At 68.1% G+C, this 20608-nt stretch carries 19 protein-coding genes; 11 read left to right on the forward strand and 8 right to left on the reverse strand.

Annotated elements, in window-relative coordinates:
* The first annotated feature begins 273 nt into the window (after positions 1-273).
* The 4 genes from ACCQ13_RS06725 to ACCQ13_RS06740 all read left to right on the forward strand — a co-directional run bounded on the left by ACCQ13_RS06725 (position 274) and on the right by ACCQ13_RS06740 (position 3786).
* Positions 274-972 carry an FKBP-type peptidyl-prolyl cis-trans isomerase gene (locus ACCQ13_RS06725; protein WP_104601734.1) on the forward strand — a complete coding sequence of 233 codons (699 nt, stop codon included), beginning with the start codon at positions 274-276 and terminating at the stop codon, positions 970-972.
* A 117-nt stretch (positions 973-1089) separates the two neighbouring features.
* Positions 1090-1887, forward strand: coding sequence for a CoA pyrophosphatase (locus ACCQ13_RS06730; RefSeq protein WP_104601733.1), 798 nt, complete (start codon positions 1090-1092; stop codon positions 1885-1887).
* The gene (locus tag ACCQ13_RS06735) at positions 1884-2756 is read left to right on the forward strand and encodes a sulfurtransferase (protein WP_104601732.1); all 873 of its coding nucleotides are present in this window, start codon (positions 1884-1886) and stop codon (positions 2754-2756) included. Before ACCQ13_RS06730 ends, ACCQ13_RS06735 begins: the two co-directional genes overlap by 4 nt.
* 85 nt (positions 2757-2841) lie before the next feature.
* Complete coding sequence (locus ACCQ13_RS06740) at positions 2842-3786, forward strand: DUF1684 domain-containing protein (RefSeq protein ID WP_159406872.1); 945 nt, start codon at positions 2842-2844, stop codon at positions 3784-3786.
* Between the two features lie 180 nt (positions 3787-3966).
* Here the strand turns inward: ACCQ13_RS06740 and ACCQ13_RS06745 are convergent, their stop codons facing one another.
* Entirely contained in the window at positions 3967-4542 is a 576-nt protein-coding gene (locus ACCQ13_RS06745; protein ID WP_104601730.1) for an N-acetylmuramoyl-L-alanine amidase, read from the reverse strand.
* Between the two features lie 23 nt (positions 4543-4565).
* Between ACCQ13_RS06745 and ACCQ13_RS06750 the strand changes: the two genes are divergently transcribed.
* The 7 genes from ACCQ13_RS06750 (at position 4566) to ACCQ13_RS06780 (ending at position 11768) form a co-directional block, all read left to right on the forward strand.
* Positions 4566-5057 (forward strand): MOSC domain-containing protein, encoded by a 492-nt coding sequence (locus tag ACCQ13_RS06750; RefSeq protein WP_104601729.1) that lies wholly within the window; start codon positions 4566-4568, stop codon positions 5055-5057.
* The gene (locus ACCQ13_RS06755; RefSeq protein WP_104601728.1) at positions 5054-5581 is read left to right on the forward strand and encodes an alpha/beta hydrolase; all 528 of its coding nucleotides are present in this window, start codon (positions 5054-5056) and stop codon (positions 5579-5581) included. Before ACCQ13_RS06750 ends, ACCQ13_RS06755 begins: the two co-directional genes overlap by 4 nt.
* A 44-nt stretch (positions 5582-5625) precedes the next feature.
* Entirely contained in the window at positions 5626-6132 is a 507-nt protein-coding gene (locus tag ACCQ13_RS06760; RefSeq protein WP_159407939.1) for a GNAT family N-acetyltransferase, read from the forward strand.
* Between the two features lie 150 nt (positions 6133-6282).
* On the forward strand, positions 6283-7233 hold the full coding sequence (locus ACCQ13_RS06765; protein WP_104601727.1) for an SAM-dependent methyltransferase: 951 nt from the start codon (positions 6283-6285) through the stop codon (positions 7231-7233).
* A gap of 331 nt (positions 7234-7564) precedes the next feature.
* On the forward strand, positions 7565-9700 hold the full coding sequence (gene rlmKL, locus ACCQ13_RS06770; RefSeq protein WP_159406873.1) for a bifunctional 23S rRNA (guanine(2069)-N(7))-methyltransferase RlmK/23S rRNA (guanine(2445)-N(2))-methyltransferase RlmL: 2136 nt from the start codon (positions 7565-7567) through the stop codon (positions 9698-9700).
* A gap of 154 nt (positions 9701-9854) precedes the next feature.
* Complete coding sequence (locus ACCQ13_RS06775; RefSeq protein WP_104601725.1) at positions 9855-10631, forward strand: NAD kinase; 777 nt, start codon at positions 9855-9857, stop codon at positions 10629-10631.
* Between the two features lie 174 nt (positions 10632-10805).
* Positions 10806-11768, forward strand: coding sequence for a 5'-nucleotidase (locus ACCQ13_RS06780; protein ID WP_104601724.1), 963 nt, complete (start codon positions 10806-10808; stop codon positions 11766-11768).
* A gap of 72 nt (positions 11769-11840) precedes the next feature.
* Here ACCQ13_RS06780 and ACCQ13_RS06785 read toward each other — a convergent pair whose 3' ends face one another.
* The 7 genes from ACCQ13_RS06785 to ACCQ13_RS06815 all read right to left on the reverse strand — a co-directional run bounded on the left by ACCQ13_RS06785 (position 11841) and on the right by ACCQ13_RS06815 (position 20560).
* Entirely contained in the window at positions 11841-12410 is a 570-nt protein-coding gene (locus ACCQ13_RS06785) for a DUF2939 domain-containing protein (protein ID WP_159406874.1), read from the reverse strand.
* A 215-nt stretch (positions 12411-12625) separates the two neighbouring features.
* Positions 12626-13312, reverse strand: coding sequence for a DUF2461 domain-containing protein (locus ACCQ13_RS06790; RefSeq protein ID WP_159406875.1), 687 nt, complete (start codon positions 13310-13312; stop codon positions 12626-12628).
* The gene (gene sbcB, locus ACCQ13_RS06795) at positions 13309-14754 is read right to left on the reverse strand and encodes an exodeoxyribonuclease I (RefSeq protein WP_104601721.1); all 1446 of its coding nucleotides are present in this window, start codon (positions 14752-14754) and stop codon (positions 13309-13311) included. The genes ACCQ13_RS06790 and sbcB overlap by 4 nt, the downstream gene beginning before the upstream one ends.
* A gap of 141 nt (positions 14755-14895) precedes the next feature.
* Positions 14896-16263, reverse strand: a complete 1368-nt coding sequence (locus ACCQ13_RS06800) for an FAD-dependent oxidoreductase (RefSeq protein ID WP_104601720.1) — start codon at positions 16261-16263, stop codon at positions 14896-14898.
* 172 nt (positions 16264-16435) lie between these two features.
* Positions 16436-17710 (reverse strand): kynureninase, encoded by a 1275-nt coding sequence (gene kynU / locus ACCQ13_RS06805; protein WP_104601719.1) that lies wholly within the window; start codon positions 17708-17710, stop codon positions 16436-16438.
* Positions 17711-17743: 33 nt separating this feature from the next.
* The gene (locus tag ACCQ13_RS06810) at positions 17744-19873 is read right to left on the reverse strand and encodes an FUSC family protein (protein WP_104601718.1); all 2130 of its coding nucleotides are present in this window, start codon (positions 19871-19873) and stop codon (positions 17744-17746) included.
* A gap of 156 nt (positions 19874-20029) precedes the next feature.
* On the reverse strand, positions 20030-20560 hold the full coding sequence (locus ACCQ13_RS06815; RefSeq protein ID WP_104601717.1) for a 3-hydroxyanthranilate 3,4-dioxygenase: 531 nt from the start codon (positions 20558-20560) through the stop codon (positions 20030-20032).
* Between the last annotated feature and the right edge of the window lie 48 nt (positions 20561-20608).

Consider the following 20608-nt stretch of genomic DNA (forward strand, 5'->3'; position numbering starts at 1 on the left):
CCCGCGCCCGCGTAGTGTGGCTGGAGCAGGCATCCAATGTGTATGGCCGATTGACCGTGCTGGTCCGGACAGTGGCGTGGTCGGCGGTCAACATGGCGTCGGTGGACATCGAAACCTCTTGCAAACGTAAAAAAATAGTAAATACGGAACTTCTGAAAGCCTTGCTGGTCCTAGCTTTCGCGATCAGTAGCGGTTCGCTATCGCGGCCGCTATCCTAGCGCGTCATCTCAGGCGGCAGCCCCGTCCTGTGCCACCACCCTGGAGAATTGTTTGATGAAGTTGCGTTCTATCGCGGTCGCCGTGGCGGCCCTGGCCCTGACGGGCAATGCAGTGGCCCAGGACACGACGTCCGAAAAGGGCAAGCTGAGCTATTACTTCGGTTACGACTACGGCAACAACCTTGCCGAACTCACCGGTCGCGGCGAGCAGCTGGACATCAATTCGGTGGTCAAGGGCCTGCAGGACGCCTACGCCAAGAAGCAGCCGGCCATCACCGCCGACCAGCTGAAGCCGGCCGTCGAAGCGTTCCAGAAGCGCGAGCAGGGCCGTGCCCAGCAAGCCAAGGCCGAGTACGACAAGGCCGCCGCCGCCAACAAGACCAAGAGCGATGCGTTCCTGGCCAAGAACAAGGGCACCGCTGGTGTGCAGAGCCTGCCCAGCGGCGTGCAGTACCGCGTGATCGAAGCCGGCAAGGGTGCCAAGCCGACCCAGGCGAGCACCGTGCAGCTGGAAGTGGCTGGTCCGTTCCCCTTCGGCGACCGTGAGAAGGCGCGTCCGGCTCAGCAGATCCCGGCCATCAAGGTCAGCGAAGTCGAAATGAAGGCGATGCGCGAAACCCTGCTGCAGATGCCGGCCGGCTCCAAGTGGGAAGTGACCTTGCCGCCGGAACAGGCCTATGGCGCCGACCCGCGCACGCCGTTCCCGCCGAACGTGGCCGTGCAGTTCGAGATCAAGCTGGTCAGCGTGAAGTAATCGCGTTTGTTGTTGCAGTGACAACGCCGGCCACCAGGCCGGCGTTGTCGTTTCAGTCCGGCAGACAAACGCGAGCAGAGCGATGCACAACCCGAACCAGGCTGGCAGGAGCGAGCGATGAGCGACACCGATTCGGCCAGTGCGCAGCTGCCCAGCCCCTGTATCGGTGTATGTTCATTAGACGCGCAGTCGCACTGCGTCGGCTGCCTGCGCAGCCTGGATGAAATTGCCCGCTGGATGAGCATGAGCGACACCGAACGCCATGAGTTGTTGCACACCGTGCTGCCCGCGCGTGCCCTGGTGGCGTCGCTGGCCGAATACGCGCACCTGCGGCGCGCGCTGTACCCGCTGGACACCGCACCCGACGGGCCTGGCTGGAACCATGCCGAACTGATCGACCTGAGCGAAGGCGGCGCCTGCGCCGAAGCGGCGGTGCTGTGCGGCCTGGTACCGCGTGCGCAGGGCACCACGGTGTTGCTGACCCGGCGCACCGACAGCCTGCGCCATCATGCCGGGCAGGTCAGCTTTCCGGGTGGCAGGATCGAACCCTCCGACGCCGATGCGGCCGGCGCCGCGTTACGCGAGAGTTGCGAGGAGATCGCGCTGGGTGCCCGGCAGGCGCACGCGCTGGGCTATCTGGACCCGTTCCTGACCGTCAGCGGGTTTCGGGTGACGCCGGTGGTGGCGGTGATCGACCCCGCGTTCGTGGCGGTGCCGCAGCCGGACGAAGTGGCCGAGGTGTTCGAAGTGCCGCTGGCCTACCTGATGGATGCAGACAACCTGCGCAGCGTGGAGCTGGAATTCCGCGGGCGGCCGCGGCGCGTGCTCGAATACGATTGGCCCGGGCAACGCATCTGGGGCGCCACCGCCGCCATTCTTCTCAATCTTCGTCGTCGCCTGGAGCAGGTTGCATGAATTCAGAGCCGAACTGGACCACGTTGGTGGACGGCGCCACGCTGGCGGACGCCTTGTCGCATCCGCAGCTGCGTTTGCTGGACGCGCGCGCCGCGCCGCCGACCGCGCCGGACCCGGGAGCCGCCCGCAAGGCCTACGCGCAGGGGCATCTGCCCGGTGCGCACTACGTGGATCTGGACCATGACCTGGCCGATCTGTCGCGGCCCGGGCAGGGGCGGCATCCGTTGCCGCACAGTGCCGACTTCGCCAGCCGCCTGGGCGCATGGGGCATCGATCCGGAGAGCCAGGTGGTGGTCTACGACGCGGGCGATGGCAGCATGGCCGCCGCGCGCGCCTGGTGGATGCTACGGCTGATGGGCCACCGCCGCGTGGCGGTACTGGATGGTGGGCTGGCCGCTTGGCGCGCCGCAGGCCTGGCGGAGACCACCGAGCCGCCGGCGTTGCGCCAGGCTCCCGCCTATCCGGGCAGTTTCGATGCCGATGCGGTGGTGACGGCCGAGCAGGTCCAGGCACGGCTGCAGCAGGCGCCAGGCTGGCTGCTGGATGCGCGGGCCGCCGAGCGCTTCCGCGGCGAGGTAGAGCCGATCGATCCGGTCGCCGGGCACGTGCCCGGCGCGCTCAATCGTCCGCTGGGGCTGAGCATCGACAATGGCCGCTTCAAGCCGGCCGATGCGTTGCGCGCCGAGCTGTCGGCGCTGCTGGGCCACTACCGGCCCGGTCAGGTGGTGGTGATGTGCGGGTCGGGCGTGACCGCCTGCCATCTGTTGCTGGCGCTGGAGGTGGCCGGCCTGCCCGGTGCCCGCGTGTATGCCGGTTCGTGGAGCGGTTGGCTGCAGGAGCCATCGCGCCCGGTCGAAATGGCGGGCTGAGCCGTGCACAATGGCCGCCGGGACGGTGGCCTGCCCAACGGTGGGTGCACTGCGCGCAGCGCGGTTTCTTGCGGTGGTAAAGCACATGTGGCTGCAATGGCGGGCATGCGTCGTGTGGGGAGCGCTGTGGTCGATGGCGGCATGCACGGCCGGGTCGACGGCGGACGCTGGCAACCCGCCGCAGAGCCGGCTCCGCGACGTGCCCTCCGGTTACCAGCAGGCACTGCACGTTGCCCGCGCGCAGCGCGTGGAGCGGCTGCGCACACCCGATGGCTGGCTGAGCCTGGTGGGATCCGGTCGCGTGCAGCCGGGCCGCTACCGGGTGGGCAGCGATGCGGGCAACGACATCGTGCTGCCGGCCGGGCCCGCGCAGCTGGGGCAACTGACCCTGGACGCGCATGGCCACGCGCGCTTTCGGGTGGCGCCCGGCGCGGTGGTGGCACTCAATGGGCAGCCGGTGCAGGTTGCCGGATTGCGGCCGGAGCGGGCGGGGCAACGCGGCGATCGGCTGGATCTGGAGCAACGGCAGTTCTTCCTGGTGCAGACCGGCAACGCGTTCGGTTGGCGGTTGCGCGATCCACGGGCGCCGGCATTGAGCCGGTTCGACGGGCTGGAGTATTTTCCGACCGACCCGCGTTGGCGCGTGCGCGCGCACTGGCAGCCATATGTGCCTGCGCGCACCACCACCTTGCTGACCTCGATCGGGACCACGCTGACGGTGCAGGTGCCGGGTGAAGCGGTGTTCGCGCGCGACGGCCGCCGCTACCGGCTGCAGCCGATCGCGCAGGACGGTGGCGGGTTGGTGTTCCTGTTCGCCGACCGCACCAGCGGCAAGGACAGCTACGGCGGCGCACGTTATCTGACCACCGCACTGCCGCGCGATGGTGAGGTGGTGCTGGATTTCAATCTGGCCGAAAACCCGCCCTGCGCCTTCACCCCGCATGTGGTGTGCCCGATCGCGCCACTGGAAAATCGCCTGGCGGTTGCGGTGAGTGCGGGCGAAACCACCTACCGCCCGGCTGAACCCTGAGCGGCCACCAAGGCGGTTCACGCGGGCTGCCGGCTCATCGCGCGGGCATCATCGGCAGCGCGGTCGCGCGTCGGCCGAATGGCACCCGGGACGGCAAGGTTGCCGCGTGCACGATGCAGCGCAAGTGCGTGCAGGCATCCGGTACCCGCCAGCCACGTCGGCGTTGCGGCAGCGCCAGCCTCAGCGCGTGCGATGCGACCAAGCCACCGCCGCTTCGATGCGCGACCACGGGAACAACGGGCCGGGGTCGAGCTTGCGCTGGATCTTGCAGGCCGGATCGTCGCTGGCCGCTTCCAGCGTGGTATCCAGCTCCTGATGGCCGGCAATGCAGCGCACCGAGGGCAGCTGTTGCTGCAACCACTGCAGCAGCGTGACCAGCGTGGCGATCTGTGCATCCGGGTAGGCTTCGTGCATGAGCTGATGACGCGAATCCAGCCAGTGCGGATAACGGCCACGGTTGACCAGTTCGATGCCCAGCGTATGCGGATTGTGGCCGCGCACATGGTGCGCCACGCGCTCCAGCGCCACGTACTGCTGGATGCTGCCATTGCGGTCGATGTAGTAATGCCCGCTGTTGCCGGTGCCGCTGTCGTAGAGCACGCGCTCGCCGTATTCGCGCGCCATGGCCATGTCCGGTAGTTCGGTGCAATGGATGACCACCATGTCGATCCGGTCGAGCGCGCGGCGGGCCAGTCGCGATTCATAGGGCAACGGCGCGTAGGTGATCGGGGGCGACGGCAGGACGGCATCGGACATGCAGCGAATGCTAGCATTCGACGATGGCTTTGAATCCCGACAGCCCCCTGGGCAAATTGATGGCAACGCTGCCGCAGACCGGTCAGGTGACCTGGATCGGCGTGCGTCCGGCGCGTGATGTGGCAATGCTGGAGGTGGACGCAGCGCAGGCCACCACCGGCATCGGATTGGTCGGCGATCGCTACAAGGGCGGCAGCGGCAAGCGCGGTGTCACCCTGATCCAGGCCGAGCATCTGCCGGTGATCGCGGCGTTGGCCGGGCATGCGACGATCGCGCCGGCCACGCTGCGACGCAACCTGGTGGTCAGCGGGATTGCGTTGATCGCGTTGAAGGGGCGGCGGTTCCGCATTGGCGAGGTGGAACTGGAAGGCACCGATCCGTGCGATCCCTGTTCGCGCATGGAAGACGCGCTGGGTGCGGGCGGCTACAACGCGATGCGCGGGCACGGCGGCTTGTGCGCGCGCATCCTGCGGGGCGGCGTGCTGCGGCTGGGCGATGTGGTGCAGGCGCTATGAGCCGCGGTCACTGCATCCTGGCGCACGGGTTCGAGAGCGGTCCGGAGGCCTTGAAGGTCACCGCCCTGGCCGAGGCGGCCCAGCGGCTGGGCTGGACGCACGAGCGGCCCGATTTCACCGATCTGGATGCACGCCGCGATCTGGGCCAGTTGGGCGACGTGCGTGGGCGGCTGCAGCGATTGCTGGAGGTGGCGCGCGCCGCCGCCGCCAAGGGGCCATTGGTATTGGCCGGTTCCAGCCTGGGGGCCTACATCGCCGCGCAAGTATCCTTGCAGGTGCCGGTGCGCGGGCTGTTCCTGATGGTGCCACCGACCCGAATGGGACCGTTGCCGGCGCTGGATGCCGCGGCAGTGCCGATCTCGATCGTGCATGCCTGGCATGACGAACTCATTCCTGCGGCTGAGGTGATCGCCTGGGCACAGGCGCGTGCGGCGCGGCTGTTGCTGGTCGACGACGGGCATCGCCTTGGCGCGCACGTGGAGACCGCGACGCGCGCGTTCGCCGACCTGCTGCAGGACCTGTGATGCACGACGCCGACGACCTGCCGCCTGCGCAGGCAGCAGCACCACTGCCGGTGCTGATCCGCGAGGCGAGCGCGGACGACGCGGCGGCCATCGAAGTACTGACCATGGTGGCCTTCATGCGCGCCGAGCACAGCCACCACGACGAGCACCAGGTGATCGCCGCGCTACACAACGCGGCGGCGCTGGCGTTGTCGCTGGTGGCCGACCACGACGGCTACGTGGTGGGTCATCTGGCGGTGTCGCCGGTGGCCTTGTCCGATGGATCCTCTGGCTGGTTTGCGCTGGGGCCACTGGCCGTTGGCCCGGGCCATCAGCGCCAGGGGCTGGGCACGCGCCTGGTGCGCGCGGCCCTGGCGAGCTTGCGCGAGCGTGGCGCGGCCGGCTGCGTGGTCGATGGCGAGCCCGGCTTCTTCCGCCGTTTCGGATTCGCCGTCGAGCCGGGCCTGGGCATGCCGGATGTGCCGGCATCGACGGTGCAGGCGCTGGCGTTCGGCGACCGGCTGGTGCCACTGGCCGATGTGACCTACCACCCGGCATTCGGGCTGGGTTGAGCCGTGCGCGTGGCTTGCCCGGGGCCTTTCCGCGCAGCCTGTCGTTCGCGTTCGTTCGCCGGCATCCTGCATCGCCCTGGGCACCGTCGCGGCTTGCGTCAGCCGTCATCATGGTCAATCGATCGCGATGAACGCTAGACGAGGTGAACGATGCAACATGACCAGCAAGCGGTGCCGCCGCAGGCGCGCCTGATTTCGCACGCGGGCGACCTGCCGCACGACGATGCGACCCTGCTCGCCTCGATCAAGGCGCGACTCGGCCAGGACCCGGCGCGGTCCGCGGCGGACGTGGAGCGCCTGCTGCAGTTGCTCGATGCGCTATGGGCGGTGGAGCTGGGCCGGTTCCTGCTCCGCAACCGCGGGCTGGACGCGGCCTGGACCCATCGTCTGGTGACGCACCCGCCAGGCAGTCTGGCGCCGGACACCACGCCGGCACTGGAATACGCCCTGTTCGAGACACTCCCGGCCGTGCTCGCCACGCGTGAGCGGTTCGGCATTTTCCGTGCGCAGTTGCAGGCCCTGCTGCGGCCTGGCATGACGCTGGCCTCGGTCCCCTGCGGCTGGATGGGTGACGTGCTGAGCCTGGATTACCGGCACTGTCCGGAGGTGCAGTTGCTCGGCATCGACCTGGACCCGCAGGCGCTGGAAGGTGCATTGCAACTGGCGCGCCGGCACGGGCTGGAGGGGCAGCTGTCGCTACGGCTGGAAGACGCATGGACGCAGGGCGATGCCAATAGCGTGGACGTGCTGACCAGTAACGGGCTCAATCTCTACGAACCGGACGACGCGCGCGTGATCGCGCTGTATGGCGCGTTCTTCCACAAGTTGCGGCCGGGCGGCACGTTGCTGACCAGTTTCCTGACGCCACCCCCCAGCCTGTGCGCGCAGTCGCCATGGCAGATGGCATTGATCGACCCGGCGGCGTTGGCACTGCAGAGCCAGATCTTCGTCGACATCGTGCAGGCGCGCTGGGCATCGTTCCGTACACACGCGCAAACGCGAGCGCAACTGGAGAGCGCGGGCTTTACCGACATCCGTTTCATCGAGGATCGCGCCAGCCTCTTTCCCACCGTCATCGCGCACAAGCCTGCCCACGGCTGAGCGGGGCGGCCGCAGGCCTGCACGCCTGCGGCAACGACGGCAGGCGTGCGGATGCGCGGAGCCGGTGTCGGGCGACGTGCCGCTGCCAGGCCCCTGCACTCCAGGGTGTGGCGGGGGATTGGGCCGGATTGCAGGGAGTGCCGGACGGCGATCGCGGCGCGCTGGTGAGCCGTGCAATGGGCAATGCGGCCGGCGGGGGTGGTAATGCCGGCCCCGATGGCCGACCATTTGCGCCCGTCCACGGCCACGGCATTGCCCTTGCGGGCGCCGTCCCGCCGTCCTGCTCCCACGCTCGCCACTGCGGCCAGCGTCTTGATCGATACCTGCCCACGTGAAATTCTTCGCATCCTGTGCCAAAGGCCTGGAATATCTGCTTGCCGACGAGCTGCTGACGCTCGGTGCCAGCAAGGCCACCGCCACCATTTCCGGCGTCAACGTCGAAGGCCAGTTGCGCGATGCGCAGCGCGCCGTGCTGTGGTCGCGCCTGGCCAGCCGGGTGCTGTGGCCGCTGACCGAATTCGATTGCCCGGACGAAGACGCGCTCTACGCCGGTGTCGCCGAGCTGCCCTGGCACGAGCATCTGGCGGTGGGGCATACCCTGTCGGTGGATGCGCACGTCTCCGGCACCGCCATCACCCACGCCCGTTACGCGGCGCAGCGGATCAAGGACGCGGTGGTGGACACCATGCGCCGGCAGGGACTGGAACGCCCGTCGGTGGATGTGGAAAGCCCGGACCTGCGCCTGAACCTGTCGCTGCGCAAGGGCCGCGCCACCATCTCGGTGGACCTGGGCGGCGGCCCCTTGCATCGGCGCGGCTGGCGCATGGCGCAGAACGAGGCGCCGTTGAAGGAAAACCTGGCTGCGGCGGTGTTGCTGCGCGCCGGCTGGCCGCGCGTCCATGCCGATGGCGGCGGCCTGCTGGACCCGATGTGCGGCAGTGGCACCTTGCTGATCGAAGCTGCGCTGATGGCCGCCGACGTGGCGCCCGGCCTGCAGCGCTATGGCAGCGATGTGCCCAGCCGCTGGCGCGGCTTCGACCGCGAGGGCTGGCAGCAGTTGGTGAGCCAGGCGCGCGAGCGCGACAGCGCCGGGCGGGCCGCGCTGAAGCAGGTGATCCATGGCAGCGACGTGGACCCGCACGCGATCCGCGCCGCCAAGGAGAATGCGCAGGTGGCCGGCGTGGCCGAAGCGATCTGGTTCGGCGTGCGCGAGGTCGGCGATCTGCAGACCCCACCGCAGACCACGGGCGTGGTGGTGTGCAACCCGCCCTACGACGAGCGCCTGGCTGCCGATGCGGCCTTGTATCGCAAGCTTGGCGACACCCTGCAACGGGTGGTACCGCAGTGGCGTGCCAGCCTGCTGTGCGGCAACGCCGAACTGGCCTATGCCACCGGATTGCGTGCCGGCAAGAAATATCAGCTGTTCAATGGCGCCATCGAATGCGCGCTGATCGTCTGCGACCCGATCGCGGTGCCGCGCCGCACCCCGTTGGCGGCGCCGACCGCGCTCAGCGAAGGCGCGCAGATGGTGGCCAACCGGCTGCGCAAGAATCTGCAGAAGTTCAAGAAGTGGCGCGCGCGCGAAGGCATCGAGTGCTTCCGCGTCTACGACGCCGACCTGCCGGAATATTCCGCTGCCATCGACGTGTATCAGCAAGCCGATGGCGACCGGCGCATCTTCCTGCATGTGCAGGAATATGCTGCGCCGGCGACCATTCCCGAGGCGGATGTGCGCCGCCGTCTGGGCGAACTGCTGGCGGCGGCGCGCGAGGTGTTCGAGGTGCCGGCCGAGCGGGTGGCGCTGAAGTCGCGCGAGCGCGGCAAGGGCGGCAGCAAGTACGGCCGCTTCGAGCAGCGCAACGAAATCGTCAACGTGCGCGAGCACGGCGCGCTGCTGCGGGTGAACCTGTTCGACTATCTGGATACCGGCCTGTTTCTGGATCACCGCCCGTTGCGCGGCACCATGGCGCAGCAGTCCAAGGGGCGGCGTTTCCTCAACCTGTTCTGCTACACCGGCGTGGCCAGTGTGGAAGCGGCGGTGGCCGGCGCCAGCGCCACCACCAGCGTGGATCTGTCCGGTACCTACCTGCAGTGGTGCGCCGATAATCTGGCCTTGAACGGCCAGGCCGGCAGCAAGCACAAGCTGGTGCAGGCCGATGCGCTGGCCTGGCTGGAAGCCGAGCGTGCGCATTTCGACGTGATCTTTTGCGATCCGCCGACCTTCTCCAACTCTGCGCGCGCCGAGGATTTCGATATCCAGCGCGAGCATGTGCGCTTGCTGCGTGCCGCGATGGCGCGGCTGGCGCCGGGCGGCGTGCTGTATTTCTCCAACAACTTCCGCCGTTTCAAGCTGGACGAGGCGGCCGTGGCCGAGTTTGCGCAGTGCGAGGAGATCAGCCCGCGCACCATCGACCCGGATTTCGAGCGGCATGCGCGGATTCACCGAGCCTGGCGGTTGACGGCCTGAGGCGAGGCCAGCCCGTCGTGCGGCCTGTTGCAGGTTGCTGGCCGGCATCGTTTGCCAACACGCAATCACGGCCGCGCAGGCGAGGGCAGGGCGCAGCGGCACCAAGCCCGCCACGGGGCTGCGGTATGCTGATTCGCATGTTCTGGAGTCGACGATGACCGCACCGCCCCGTATCGCTTTCCTGGCCAGCCCGACCGAGCCCGCAGCCAATGCGCGCGCGCGCCTGGTGCAGCGCTACGGCGATCATCCGCTGGAGACGGCCGAGGTGGTCTGCGCCCTGGGCGGGGACGGCTTCATGCTGCAGACCCTGCATCGCCACGGTGCGGCCGACAAACCGGTATTCGGCATGAAGCTGGGGTCGGTCGGGTTCCTGATGAACCAGTACCGCGACAACGAAGACGATCTACTGGCCCGTCTGCAACGCGCCGAACCCGCCCACCTGCGGCCGCTGGAAATGCAGGTGCAGACCGAATCGGGCACCAGTGCCGGCTCGCTGGCCTACAACGAGGTCTCGCTGCTGCGGCAGACCCGCCAGGCCGCGCACCTGAGCGTGGACCTCAACGGCCAGACCCGCATTGCCGAGCTGATCGGCGACGGCGTGATGGTGGCCACCCCGGCTGGCAGCACCGCCTACAACTATTCGGCGCATGGCCCGATCCTGCCGTTGGGCTCGCACACGCTGGCGCTGACGCCGATCGCGCCGTATCGCCCGCGGCGCTGGCGCGGCGCCATCCTCAAGGCCGATACCGAAGTGCGCTTCCGCGTGCTCGATCCCTACAAGCGCCCGGTCAGCGTCACCGCCGATTCGCACGAGATCCGTGACGTGGTGGAAGTGACCATCCGCGAATCCACGCAACGCCGCGTGACCTTGCTGTTCGACCCGGAACATAACCTGGAAGAACGCATCTTCAGCGAGCAGTTTGCAGTGTGAGGGGCCGGGATGGGGCTCTGGAGATGGGCGATTGGCAACGGCACGGGCACCGCACGCGCGCGTTAGACGTGTACGCACACACTACGATGCTGCACGGATGTCCGATGCAATCCCGATCTCGCGTTACTGCTTCTACCGATTCCCCATTCCCCATTCCCCATTCCCGGCACCAAAATGGCTGACAACTCCCCCAGGTTATTGACCATCGCAGTGACCTCGCGCGCGCTGTTCGATCTCGAAGAGGGCCATGCCTTGTTCGAATCCAGCGGGGTGGAGGCGTATTCGGCGTTCCAGCGCGAGCACGAAGACGACATCCTGCAGCCGGGCGTGGCGTTTCCGGTGGTGCGCAAGCTACTGGCGCTCAACCACGACGTGCCCGAAGAAACCCCGCGCGTGGAGGTGATCCTGCTGTCGCGCAATTCGGCCGACACCGGCTTGCGCATCTTCAATTCGATTCAGCATTACAACCTGGGCATCGTGCGCGCCACCTTCACCTCCGGCGAGCCGACCTGGCCATACGTCAAACCGTTCGGTACCGACCTGTTCCTGTCGGCCAACCCGGACTCGGTGCGACGCGCGCTCACCCATGGCATTGCCGCAGCCACCATCATGCCGCGTGCGCCGGGCGAACGCGCGGAGGCGGCTGCAGCGATCGTGGACAACGACGAAAGCCGGCTGTCCACGCAGTTGCGCATCGCTTTCGACGGTGACGCGGTGATCTTTGGCGACGAGAGCGAACGCATCTCGCGCGAGCAGGGCGTGGAAGCCTTCGGGCGGCATGAGCGCGAACGTGCGCGCGAGCCGTTGTCGGTGGGCCCGTTCCGCAATTTTCTCGCGGCACTGCATACGCTGCAGGCCGCGTTCCCACCCGGCGAAGCCTCGCCGATCCGCACCGCGCTGGTCACCGCGCGTTCGGCGCCGGCACACGAGCGGGTGATCCGTACCTTGCGCGAGTGGGGCGTGCGCCTGGACGAAGCACTGTTTCTCGGCGGCCGCCACAAGGGCCCGTTCCTGGAAGCCTTCGGCGCGGATATCTTCTTCGACGATTCGCAGCACAACATCGACAGCGCACGTCAGCATCAGCATGTGGCGGCCGGTCATGTGCCGCATGGCGTGGCCAACGATCCGCCGGGTTGATGCGCCTGTAGGGCCGCTATCACTGCGCCGCGTGCCTTGTGCGCAACCGGTGACGGCGGGTCACGCCACGCATCACCGCGCTGGCGGTGAGGTGGCGTCGGTCAGTGGCAGCTGGATATCGGTCAGCCGCCAGCGCAGGCCCTGGCGGGTCAGCACGAACACGACCGGTGCCCCGGCTGCGGTCTGCGTGGTGGCGGTGAAGCGGCGGGTGGATTCGAAGCGTTGGCTGGCGCCCTGCAGCGGGCGCGCCGGTGCCGGCGCCGCATAGGTATCGGCGCTGACGGTCTCGCCGATCATGCGATTCCACACACTATGGCCTTGCAGCAGTGCGCCGATGCCCAACGGTGTCACCAGGGTATCCACGCCAGCGCTGCTGATGCCGCTGGCCAGTTGCAGAGCGAAGCCGCCGAGCAGGCTCGCTTGCAGCCCGCTACCGGCCTGGCGCACCAGGTAATCGTCCAGCTGCGCCTTGAGGTTCACGCGCAGGCTGGGAAAGTCCACGTAGCGGTCCAGCTGTGCGGCATCGCGCTCGGCAATGGCCTGGCTGATACCACGGATGGCCAGATACGGTCCGGCCACCACATAGCTGGCCAGCAGGACCACCATTGCCAAGGGCAATAACCACCACCAACGCTGTTTCATCGTTCGCACTCGGTTGCCATGTGGGAGGTGCCAGCGCGCAGTCGGCCGATGTTGGCGTGGGATGAATCGCGCAGGTCATCCTGCCTCACCGGGAATGCCTGGTCGCGCCCGGGTGCGCTCCTACGGGAGGATGTAGGAGCGCACCCGGGCGCGATGGACGTTGCCGATAACGCGGCGCAGGTGCAGGCGAGCGATTGTTTGCCTCGCCGGCCACATCAGAATTCCAGATCCAACGCCGCACACAGGTAATCGACGAAGGGCGCCAGGGTCACCAGGTCCGCCTCGATGGTCTGGCGCAGGCGTGGCCCGGTCATGACGGCGTCGTCCAGGTGGCGCAGATAGGCCCAGTTGCGATGCTTGAGATCGTCGATGAACTCGAAATCCTTGGGAAAGCCACGCGGTGCGCGCACCAGCTTTTCGCTGTCGTCCAGCGCGAACTTGCGGCGCAGCTTGGGGTCGTGCGCGGCCGCTTTCCAGCTACCAGGGTTGTCGAAGATGAACTGCCGCAGCTTGCGCTGGGTGTCCGGTTCCGGATGCCACAGGCCTGCGCCGACGAAGCTCTCGCCCGGCTGCAGATGGATGTAGAACGAGGGCGCTGGGACTTCGCGCCGCCGCGCATGGAACAGCCGCGCGCCCTGCCAGTTCTTGTACGGCGATTTGTCGTTGGAAAAGCGCGCATCGCGGTAGATGCGAAACAGCGAGCCGCCCTGAGTCCTGGGGTCGGCACGATAATGGTCGCTGACCTGCGCCAGGGCCGGTTGCAGGTCCGTAATCAGCTGCAGGAACGGCTGGCGCACATGCGCCTCGTACTGGTGCCGGTGGTCGTTGAACCAGGTCTTGTCGTTGTGGCGTGCCAGGGCGCGCAGGAACTTGAAACTGGCGTCGGAAAAATAGCTGGTCATAGCGTGCGTTGGAGGTCCGAACCCCAGGCGGCGAGCTGGTCGAGTAGGGCTTGCTTGGTAGCATCGTCGGGGTGAGCAAGCCGTAAATCCGCGATCTGCGCGTGGTACTGCGCCAGCGTCACCTCGCCCAGGCCGTGGTCTTCGAGCAGGCGCTGGCGGCGGTAGGTATTCCAGCGGTCGAGTTCGGCGAACGACAGCGTCTGCGGCCAGTTGCGCGCGCGGTAGCGGAACAGCAGCTCGACCAGGCGCGGGTCGCGGAACCGCGCTTCCAGCGCGCCCAATTCGGCGGGCGCGCTGGCGCGCACCTGGGCCAATAGACGCTTGTCGCCTTCGGCCAGGAATCCATCGTAAAGCGAGGCGTCGGCATCGTTGACCGCCGCTGCTGCCGCGCGCTCGTTACCGTAGACCTGGCGCACTTTCTCGGCCAGCGCCGGGCCAAGTTCACGCAACCGCGCTGCCTTGGCCACGACCGCGTCGTGATCGACACCCAGGCGCTGAAAATCCGCCGCGCGCAGGTGTTGCCAGGCCACCAGCGCGGGCGATTTGTTCAAATGCACTTCTTTCAGCGGAATGCGTTGTTCGCCCTCGGGCAGGTCGGCAGCGCGGATATACAGCCGGTCGGCAATCTCGTCGGGGCTCAGCCGCAACAGCACTTCCGGGTCGCCGTCCAGATCGAACACGATCACCCGGCTGTCGATGCGTGGATGGCGGGTCAGCGGCAACACCACGGCCGCACACAGGCGCGAGGCCGGATAACGCTGGGAGATGTGCAGCACCGGCTGCATGGCGATCACATCCAGCAGCGTGGCGGCAAAGCGCTTGTCGCGCAGGCGCAGCGCGTAGTCCCACAACTTCGGCTGGTGCTGCTGGAACCTGCGCGCCATGCCGATGGTGGCGTACACGTCGGATAAGGCTTCATGCGCATCGCCCTGGCGCACGTCGTTGGCATTGGCCAGATGTTCCAGCCTGAACGAGGTGGCGCCGTCCTCGCGCTGCGGCCAGACGATGCCGTCCGGGCGCAAGGCATGCACCAGGCGCAGCACATCCAGCAGGTCCCAGCGCGAATTGCCGCCGCGCCACTCGCGCTCGTACGGGTCGTAGAAATTGCGAAACAGACCGCAACGCACGAACTCATCGTCGAAGCGGATCGAGTTGTAGCCCAGCGTGCAGGTCTGCGGGCGGCTCATCTGCTCGGCGATCCGGGCGAACGCTTCGGCTTCGGTCACGCCTTCGCGCAGCGCATGCTGCGGCGTGATGCCGGTGACCATGGTGGCGTAGGGCGAGGGCAGCAGGTCGTCGGCGGGCTGCACGAAGAAGCTGATCGGCTCTTCGATCACGCGCAGCTGCGCATCGGTACGCACGGCCGCGAACTGCGCAATGCGGGTGCGGCGCGGGTCCTGGCCGAAGGTTTCCAGGTCGTAGAAGAGAAAGCTGTCAGGCATGCGGTGGCGATCTCCGGATCCGCGGCGCACGGCGTATGCGCCGCCAGTGGCCGCTAGTATCCCTCATCGCCGTGCCCGCACGCTGAGGCGCGGCAGTGCGCGGGCTGTCGCTGCGCGCCGGCTTGCAGTTCCCGGCTAGCCTCAGTGCGCGCCGTCCAGCGGCTGCAGGCGTGCATGCACCACCGTCTCCAGCGCGGCCCAGTCGATCCGCGACAGGTCGTTGTGCCCACGCGTGGCCTCGACCAGGATTTCGCGCTGGATCTCGCTGCGCGCCAACGCGATCGAATAACGCGTGCGCAGGAAGGTCACCATGGTGTAGTGCGGCACGAAGCGAGTAGGCCAGCGCGCCTGCAATTGCTGTTCGAGTGCGCGTTGCAGCAGGAAGTTGGCATCGCCCACGCGGTCGCGCATTTCCAGGTAGTTCTCCAGCGCCATCTGCTGGATCGCGGCGGCATCGTCGCGGCGCGCGGCCTCGAACGCAGCGAACGCGCTGCCGATGTCGTCGTGCGCATCCATCTGCTCGGCCAGCGCCACGCAATCTTCGAACGCGCAGTTCATGCCCTGGCCGTGGAAGGGCACCATCGCATGCGCAGCATCGCCGATCAGCAATGCGCGGCTGTCCAGATGCCAGCGCTCCAGGGTCAGGGTGCCGAGCAGGCCCGGCGGATGTTCTTCCCAGTGTTCTTCCAGCTGCGGAATCAGCGGCAGCGCATCGGGGAAGTCGCGGGCGAACAGGGCATGCGCTTCTTCGCCGGTGCGGGTGGTGGCGAAGCTGGGCTCGCCGGCGTTGGGCAGGAACAGGGTGACGGTAAAGGTGCCGCCATCGTTGGGCAGCGCGATGCACATGTAGCGCCCGCGCGGCCAGAGGTGCAGCGCGTTGCGTTCGATGCGGAAGCCGCCATCGGGCAGCGGCGGAATTTCCAGCTCCTTGTAGGAGTGATCCAGGAATTCGATGCGCTCGCCCAGCGGCGATTTGCGCTGCATCGCCGCGCGCAGCGCCGAGCCGGCCCCGTCGCTGCCGATCAGGCTCTGGAAATGGATTTCGTGCGGCTGGTCGTCGCGGTCGTCGATGAAGCGCGCGTAGCCGGCATCGAAGTCCACCGTGTGCAGGCGACGATAGAAGTGCACGCGTGCGCCGGCCTGTTCGGCCAGATCCAGCAGCGCAACGTTCAAGGCGGCGCGGTGGATCGACCAGATCACCTCGCTGTCGTCGCGGCCGTAGCGCTGCAGCTGTGGCTGTCCGCTGACCGGGTGCACCATGCGCCCGCGCATCATCACCGCCTTGGCCATCACCGCGTCTTCGGCACCGGCCTGGCGCAGCGCGTGGCGGCCGCGTTCGGCCAGCGCCAGGTTGATCGAGCGCCCGGACTCGTAGCCCTTGATGCGCGGGTCGCCACGGCGTTCGTAGACGGTGACCTGCCAACCGCGCTGCGACAACAGGATGGCCAGCAGGCTACCGGCCAGTCCGGCGCCGATCAGGGTCAGGGAGCGAGGGGAGACTGGGCTCAATGCAATGTCCGGCAGCAGCCGGACGCAGTGCCGGCGAGAAGGGGGAGGCAGCCACTGGCAATGGCGGCCGCCCTGGCATCAGCCAGGGGCGGGGTTCGGAGTGTACGTGGGCATGCCGTGATTCCGCGTGCCGGCATCGCGGCCTGGTGGTGCTTTAGTCAGCCTGCCGCGCTCAGGTGGCGGCCCAGGCTTCCACCTGCTCTACAAAGGTATGCAGATCGGTGAAGCGGTTGTACAGCGGCACCGGCGCAATGCGGATCACGTCCGGTTCGCGCCAGTCGCCAAGCACGCCGGCTGCCCGCAGATGTTCGAACAGTGCGCGTCCCTGTGCGCGCCCGCCGGCCACCCGCAGCGACAGCTGGCAGCCGCGCCGCGCCGGTTCGGCCGGGGTGACGATTTGCAGCACTTGCGGCAGGCGCGCGTGGATCAGCTGTTCCAGATGGCCGGTGAGCTGTTCGGACTTGGCGCGCAATGCGGCCATGCCGGCCTGGTCGAACAACTCCAGCGACGCGCGCAGCGGCGCCAGCGCCAGCACCGGTGGGTTGCTCAGCTGCCAGCCTTCGGCGCCGGGGGAGGGCACGAACTGCGGGTCCATGCGGAAACGGGTCTGCTGCTCGTGTCCCCACCAGCCGGCCATGCGTGGCAGATCGCTGCTGGCGTGACGCGCATGCACGAAGCAGCCACCCACCGCACCGGGGCCGGCGTTGAGATATTTGTAGTGGCACCACACCGCAAAATCGGCGCCATCGTCGTGCAGGGACAGCGGGAGGTTGCCCACCGCATGCGCCAGGTCGAAGCCCACCGCCGCGCCTTGCGCACGCGCCAGCCGCACGATCTCGGCCAGATCGAAGGCCTGGCCGGAGCGGTACTGGATGCCGGGCCACAGCACCATTGCCAGCCGTGGACCATGGCTGGCAATGGCCTGCGCAATGGCGGCCATCGACAGGGTGCCATCGGCCTGGTCGGCCTGCACCTCGATCAAGTGGGTGGCCGGATCCAGCCCGTGCAGCCGCAGCTGCGACTCCACCGCATGGCGGTCGGAGGGAAACGCGCCGGCTTCGATCAGGATCGCGCCCCGCTCGGCGGTGGGGCGATAGAAGCTCGCCATCATCAGATGCAGGTTGACGCTGAGGGTGTTCATCGCCACCACTTCGCCAGGCTGCGCGCCGACCACGCGCGCCAGCCCGTCGCGTACCAGCTGGTGATAGGTCAGCCACTGGGTGGGGCCGGTGAAGTGGCCCTCCACCGCCAATGCGCCCCACTGGTCGAGCACTTCGCTCACCATCGCGCGTGCGCTGCGCGGCTGCAGGCCTAGCGAATTACCGACGAAGTAGGTCTGGTCCGCGCCGGCATGCTGCGGGAACACGAAGGCCTCGCGCAGCGCGCGTAGCGGGTCGGCGGCATCCAGTGCTGCGGCGTGGGAGCGGGACAGGGAGTCGGTGGTCATCGGGCTCGCAGTGGTCTGAATCGATGCGCCAGTTTACCCGCCGGCTCCACGGGCGCCGTCATGCGCTAGCGCGGCGTCGGTCGAGGTCGCTCGGGCGGGGCGTAGCAGATGGGTGAGCGTGTCGATGCTGTCGGTGACGCGGTCGATGGTGTCGGCCAGCGCGGCAGTGGTCGGCGAGCTGTCGGACAAGGCGGCCAGCGCATCGGAGAGCGTGCGCTCGGCACTGCGCAGGGTGGCCGCCGCCGGTGTGCCGCCGTTGGCCAGGCAGGTGATGAGCTCGGCCATTGCCTGGTCGGCGCGTTCGGCAAATGCCGGCAGCGCGTCCAGCGTGGGCAAGGGGTGACCATCGCGCAATACCGCTTCCAGCAGCAAGGTCGCGCGGATCAGTCGGTTGCCGTTGGCCAGCAGCGACTCGGCCAGTTTGAGTTCCTGCAGGTTGCGCCGGCTGCGCGGCTCGCCACGCAGGCGCTCGATCGAGGCCTGGGTGTTGGTGCGCGCCACGCGCGCCGCAGCGCGGCTGTCGCTCAGGCGGTCCATCTGCCCAAGCAGCAGGTTGTGCAGATGCTCGCGGTAGGCGCCGAGTAATTGCGCCAGCGCGCTGCGGATATGCCGGCGTTCGCGCGTGGGCCACAGCGCATAGGCGATCAACGCCAAGGCGCTGCCGGCCACGGTGGCCTGCAGGCGCGCACCGACCGCTTCGCCGGGCGTGACGCCTTCGAAGGACAGCAGCAGCACCAGCATGCCGGTGAGGAAGGCCACGCCGATGCCGTAGTTGACCTGGGTCAGCAAGCGGAAGCCCAGGCAAAACAGGGCCAGCAGGGCCAGGCGGATGCTGGCGCCATCCATCGCCAGGTGCGCCAGCAAGGTGGCCAGCAGCAGGCCGACGAAGGTGCCCGCCACGCGCAGCGCGCCGAAGCTGAAGGTGCCGCCGAAATCCGGTTTGAGCACGATGGCGGTGGTCATCGGGATCCAGAAACCGTGCGGAATCTGCTGCCAACGTTGGAAGGCGATCGCCAGAGCCAGGCACACCCCGCAGCGCAACGCATGCCGGAATGCCACCGAGGACAGATCCAGATTCGCACGCAGGGTGGCCCAGGTCGCGGCCGGTCGCAGTGCCGCAGGCAGCCGTGCTTCGGCCAGCTGCGCCTGGATCTCGCCGCGGCTGCTGGCCCAGTGCGCATTGCGGACCAGGGCGCGCAACTGCCCGCCCAGGCCTTGCGCACGGGCCACTGCCACGCGCACCAGCCGGCGCTCGCGGGTGTCGGCGTTGTCGTGCTGAAACTGCGCCAGTGCGGCGATCAGATCGTCGAAGCCGGTCATCGATGCATCGGCTGCGTTCGGGTCTTCGCCCACCGTCATGGCGTGCGCCAGCTGTTCCAGCACGATGGCACTGCGTTCCAGCACGCGCTCGATCGCCGGGCGCGCCTGGGAATCGCTCAATCGGGTGTCGGCGTCGGACAGCGACAGCAGCTCCAGCCGCACGCGGTCGCAGAGCTCGGCGATGATACGAAAGCTCTGCACCGCGATCGCGCGCGAGCGATGCTCGCCGTGCAGCATCACCATCGCGTCCAGCACTTCCTGGGTGGCCGGTGGTGCGGCGCTGGCTTCCGGACGTTGCCGGGCGATGCCGGCCAGTTGGCGCATCAGCTCGGCCAGTGCAAACCGCTCCGGGCGATAGCGTTGCAACGGCCACGCCGCCAGTGCCAGCAGCACCTGCAACAGGCCGCCGGCAAAGATCAACGCCGCCACGCCGGGCGCCTGCTCCACCGGCAACCGCATGTCGGCGCTGACCACCAGCAGGATCATGCTGGTCAGACCGACCCGCGCCGCCACCGGGCCCAGCGCGACCAACAGGCCGCCACCCAGGCCGAGCAGCAGCCCGGCGATTACCAACGCCGGGGTGTCTTGGCCAACCCAGATGCCGAGCAAGGCCGCAAGGCCCGCCGTCAGTGCGGCCATCAGCATGCGCTGCAGACGCGCGCGGTACGGGCCGGGCTGGTCGGTAAACATGGTGTTGAGCGCGCCGCTGCACACCGCCAGTCCGGCGGCGACATGCCCGGTGGCCACGCCCACCGCCAGTGGCAGCACCACCGCAGCGGTGTTGCGCAAGGCAACGCGCAGCGGCACGTCGCGCGGCTTGAGGTCGATCAGTGTGCGCAGCATGTCGGCGATGATGCCGGTGGGCGAGCGGGCTTGGGTGGCTTCATGCAGGGATCAGCGTGCGGCATGGGGATGGCGTTTGCGCGTCTTGCCCTCGCGCACGGGCGACCCACCGCATCGCGCCAGACCTGCCTGCAGCCGGCGCATGCCCTCGTCCACTCAGTCGCCGGCCGCGGCATAGCGTTCGGGCGCCGGATGGACCTGCCCGCACTGCGTGCAGGTGCGCAGTGCGAGCGAGCGATAGAAGTGATCGAACACCGGCGGAAAATCGGTTTCGATATTACGCAGCGGAAACAGCGCCTCGTACAGCTTGTGGTTGCAGTGCGGGCAATACCACTGCAGCCCGTCGCGTTCGTGTGGCAGGCGCTCGCGCTCGATCACCAGGCCGACCGAGCCGGCGGCGCGCTGTGGCGAATGCGGCACCTTCGGCGGCAGCAGGAAGATCTCGCCGGCGCGGATCGGGATGTCACGTGCCACGCCGTCGTCCTGCACCTTCAGTACCATCTCGCCTTCCAGCTGGAAAAACCACTCCGGGCCTTCGTCGTAGTGATAGTCGGTGCGCGCATTCGGGCCGCCGACGATCATGATGATGAAGCCGTCCTGCTGGATGCATTTATTGCCCACCGGCGGCTTGAGCAGGTGGCGGTGCTGCGCGATCCAGGCGTGCAGATTGATCGGCGGGACCAGCATCGACGTTCCTTGGCAGATAAGGCGCCCAGCATAGCCAACCAGCGGCGC

The organism is Xanthomonas sp. NCPPB 1638, from assembly GCF_041475635.2.
GTDB lineage: Bacteria > Pseudomonadota > Gammaproteobacteria > Xanthomonadales > Xanthomonadaceae > Xanthomonas > Xanthomonas cucurbitae.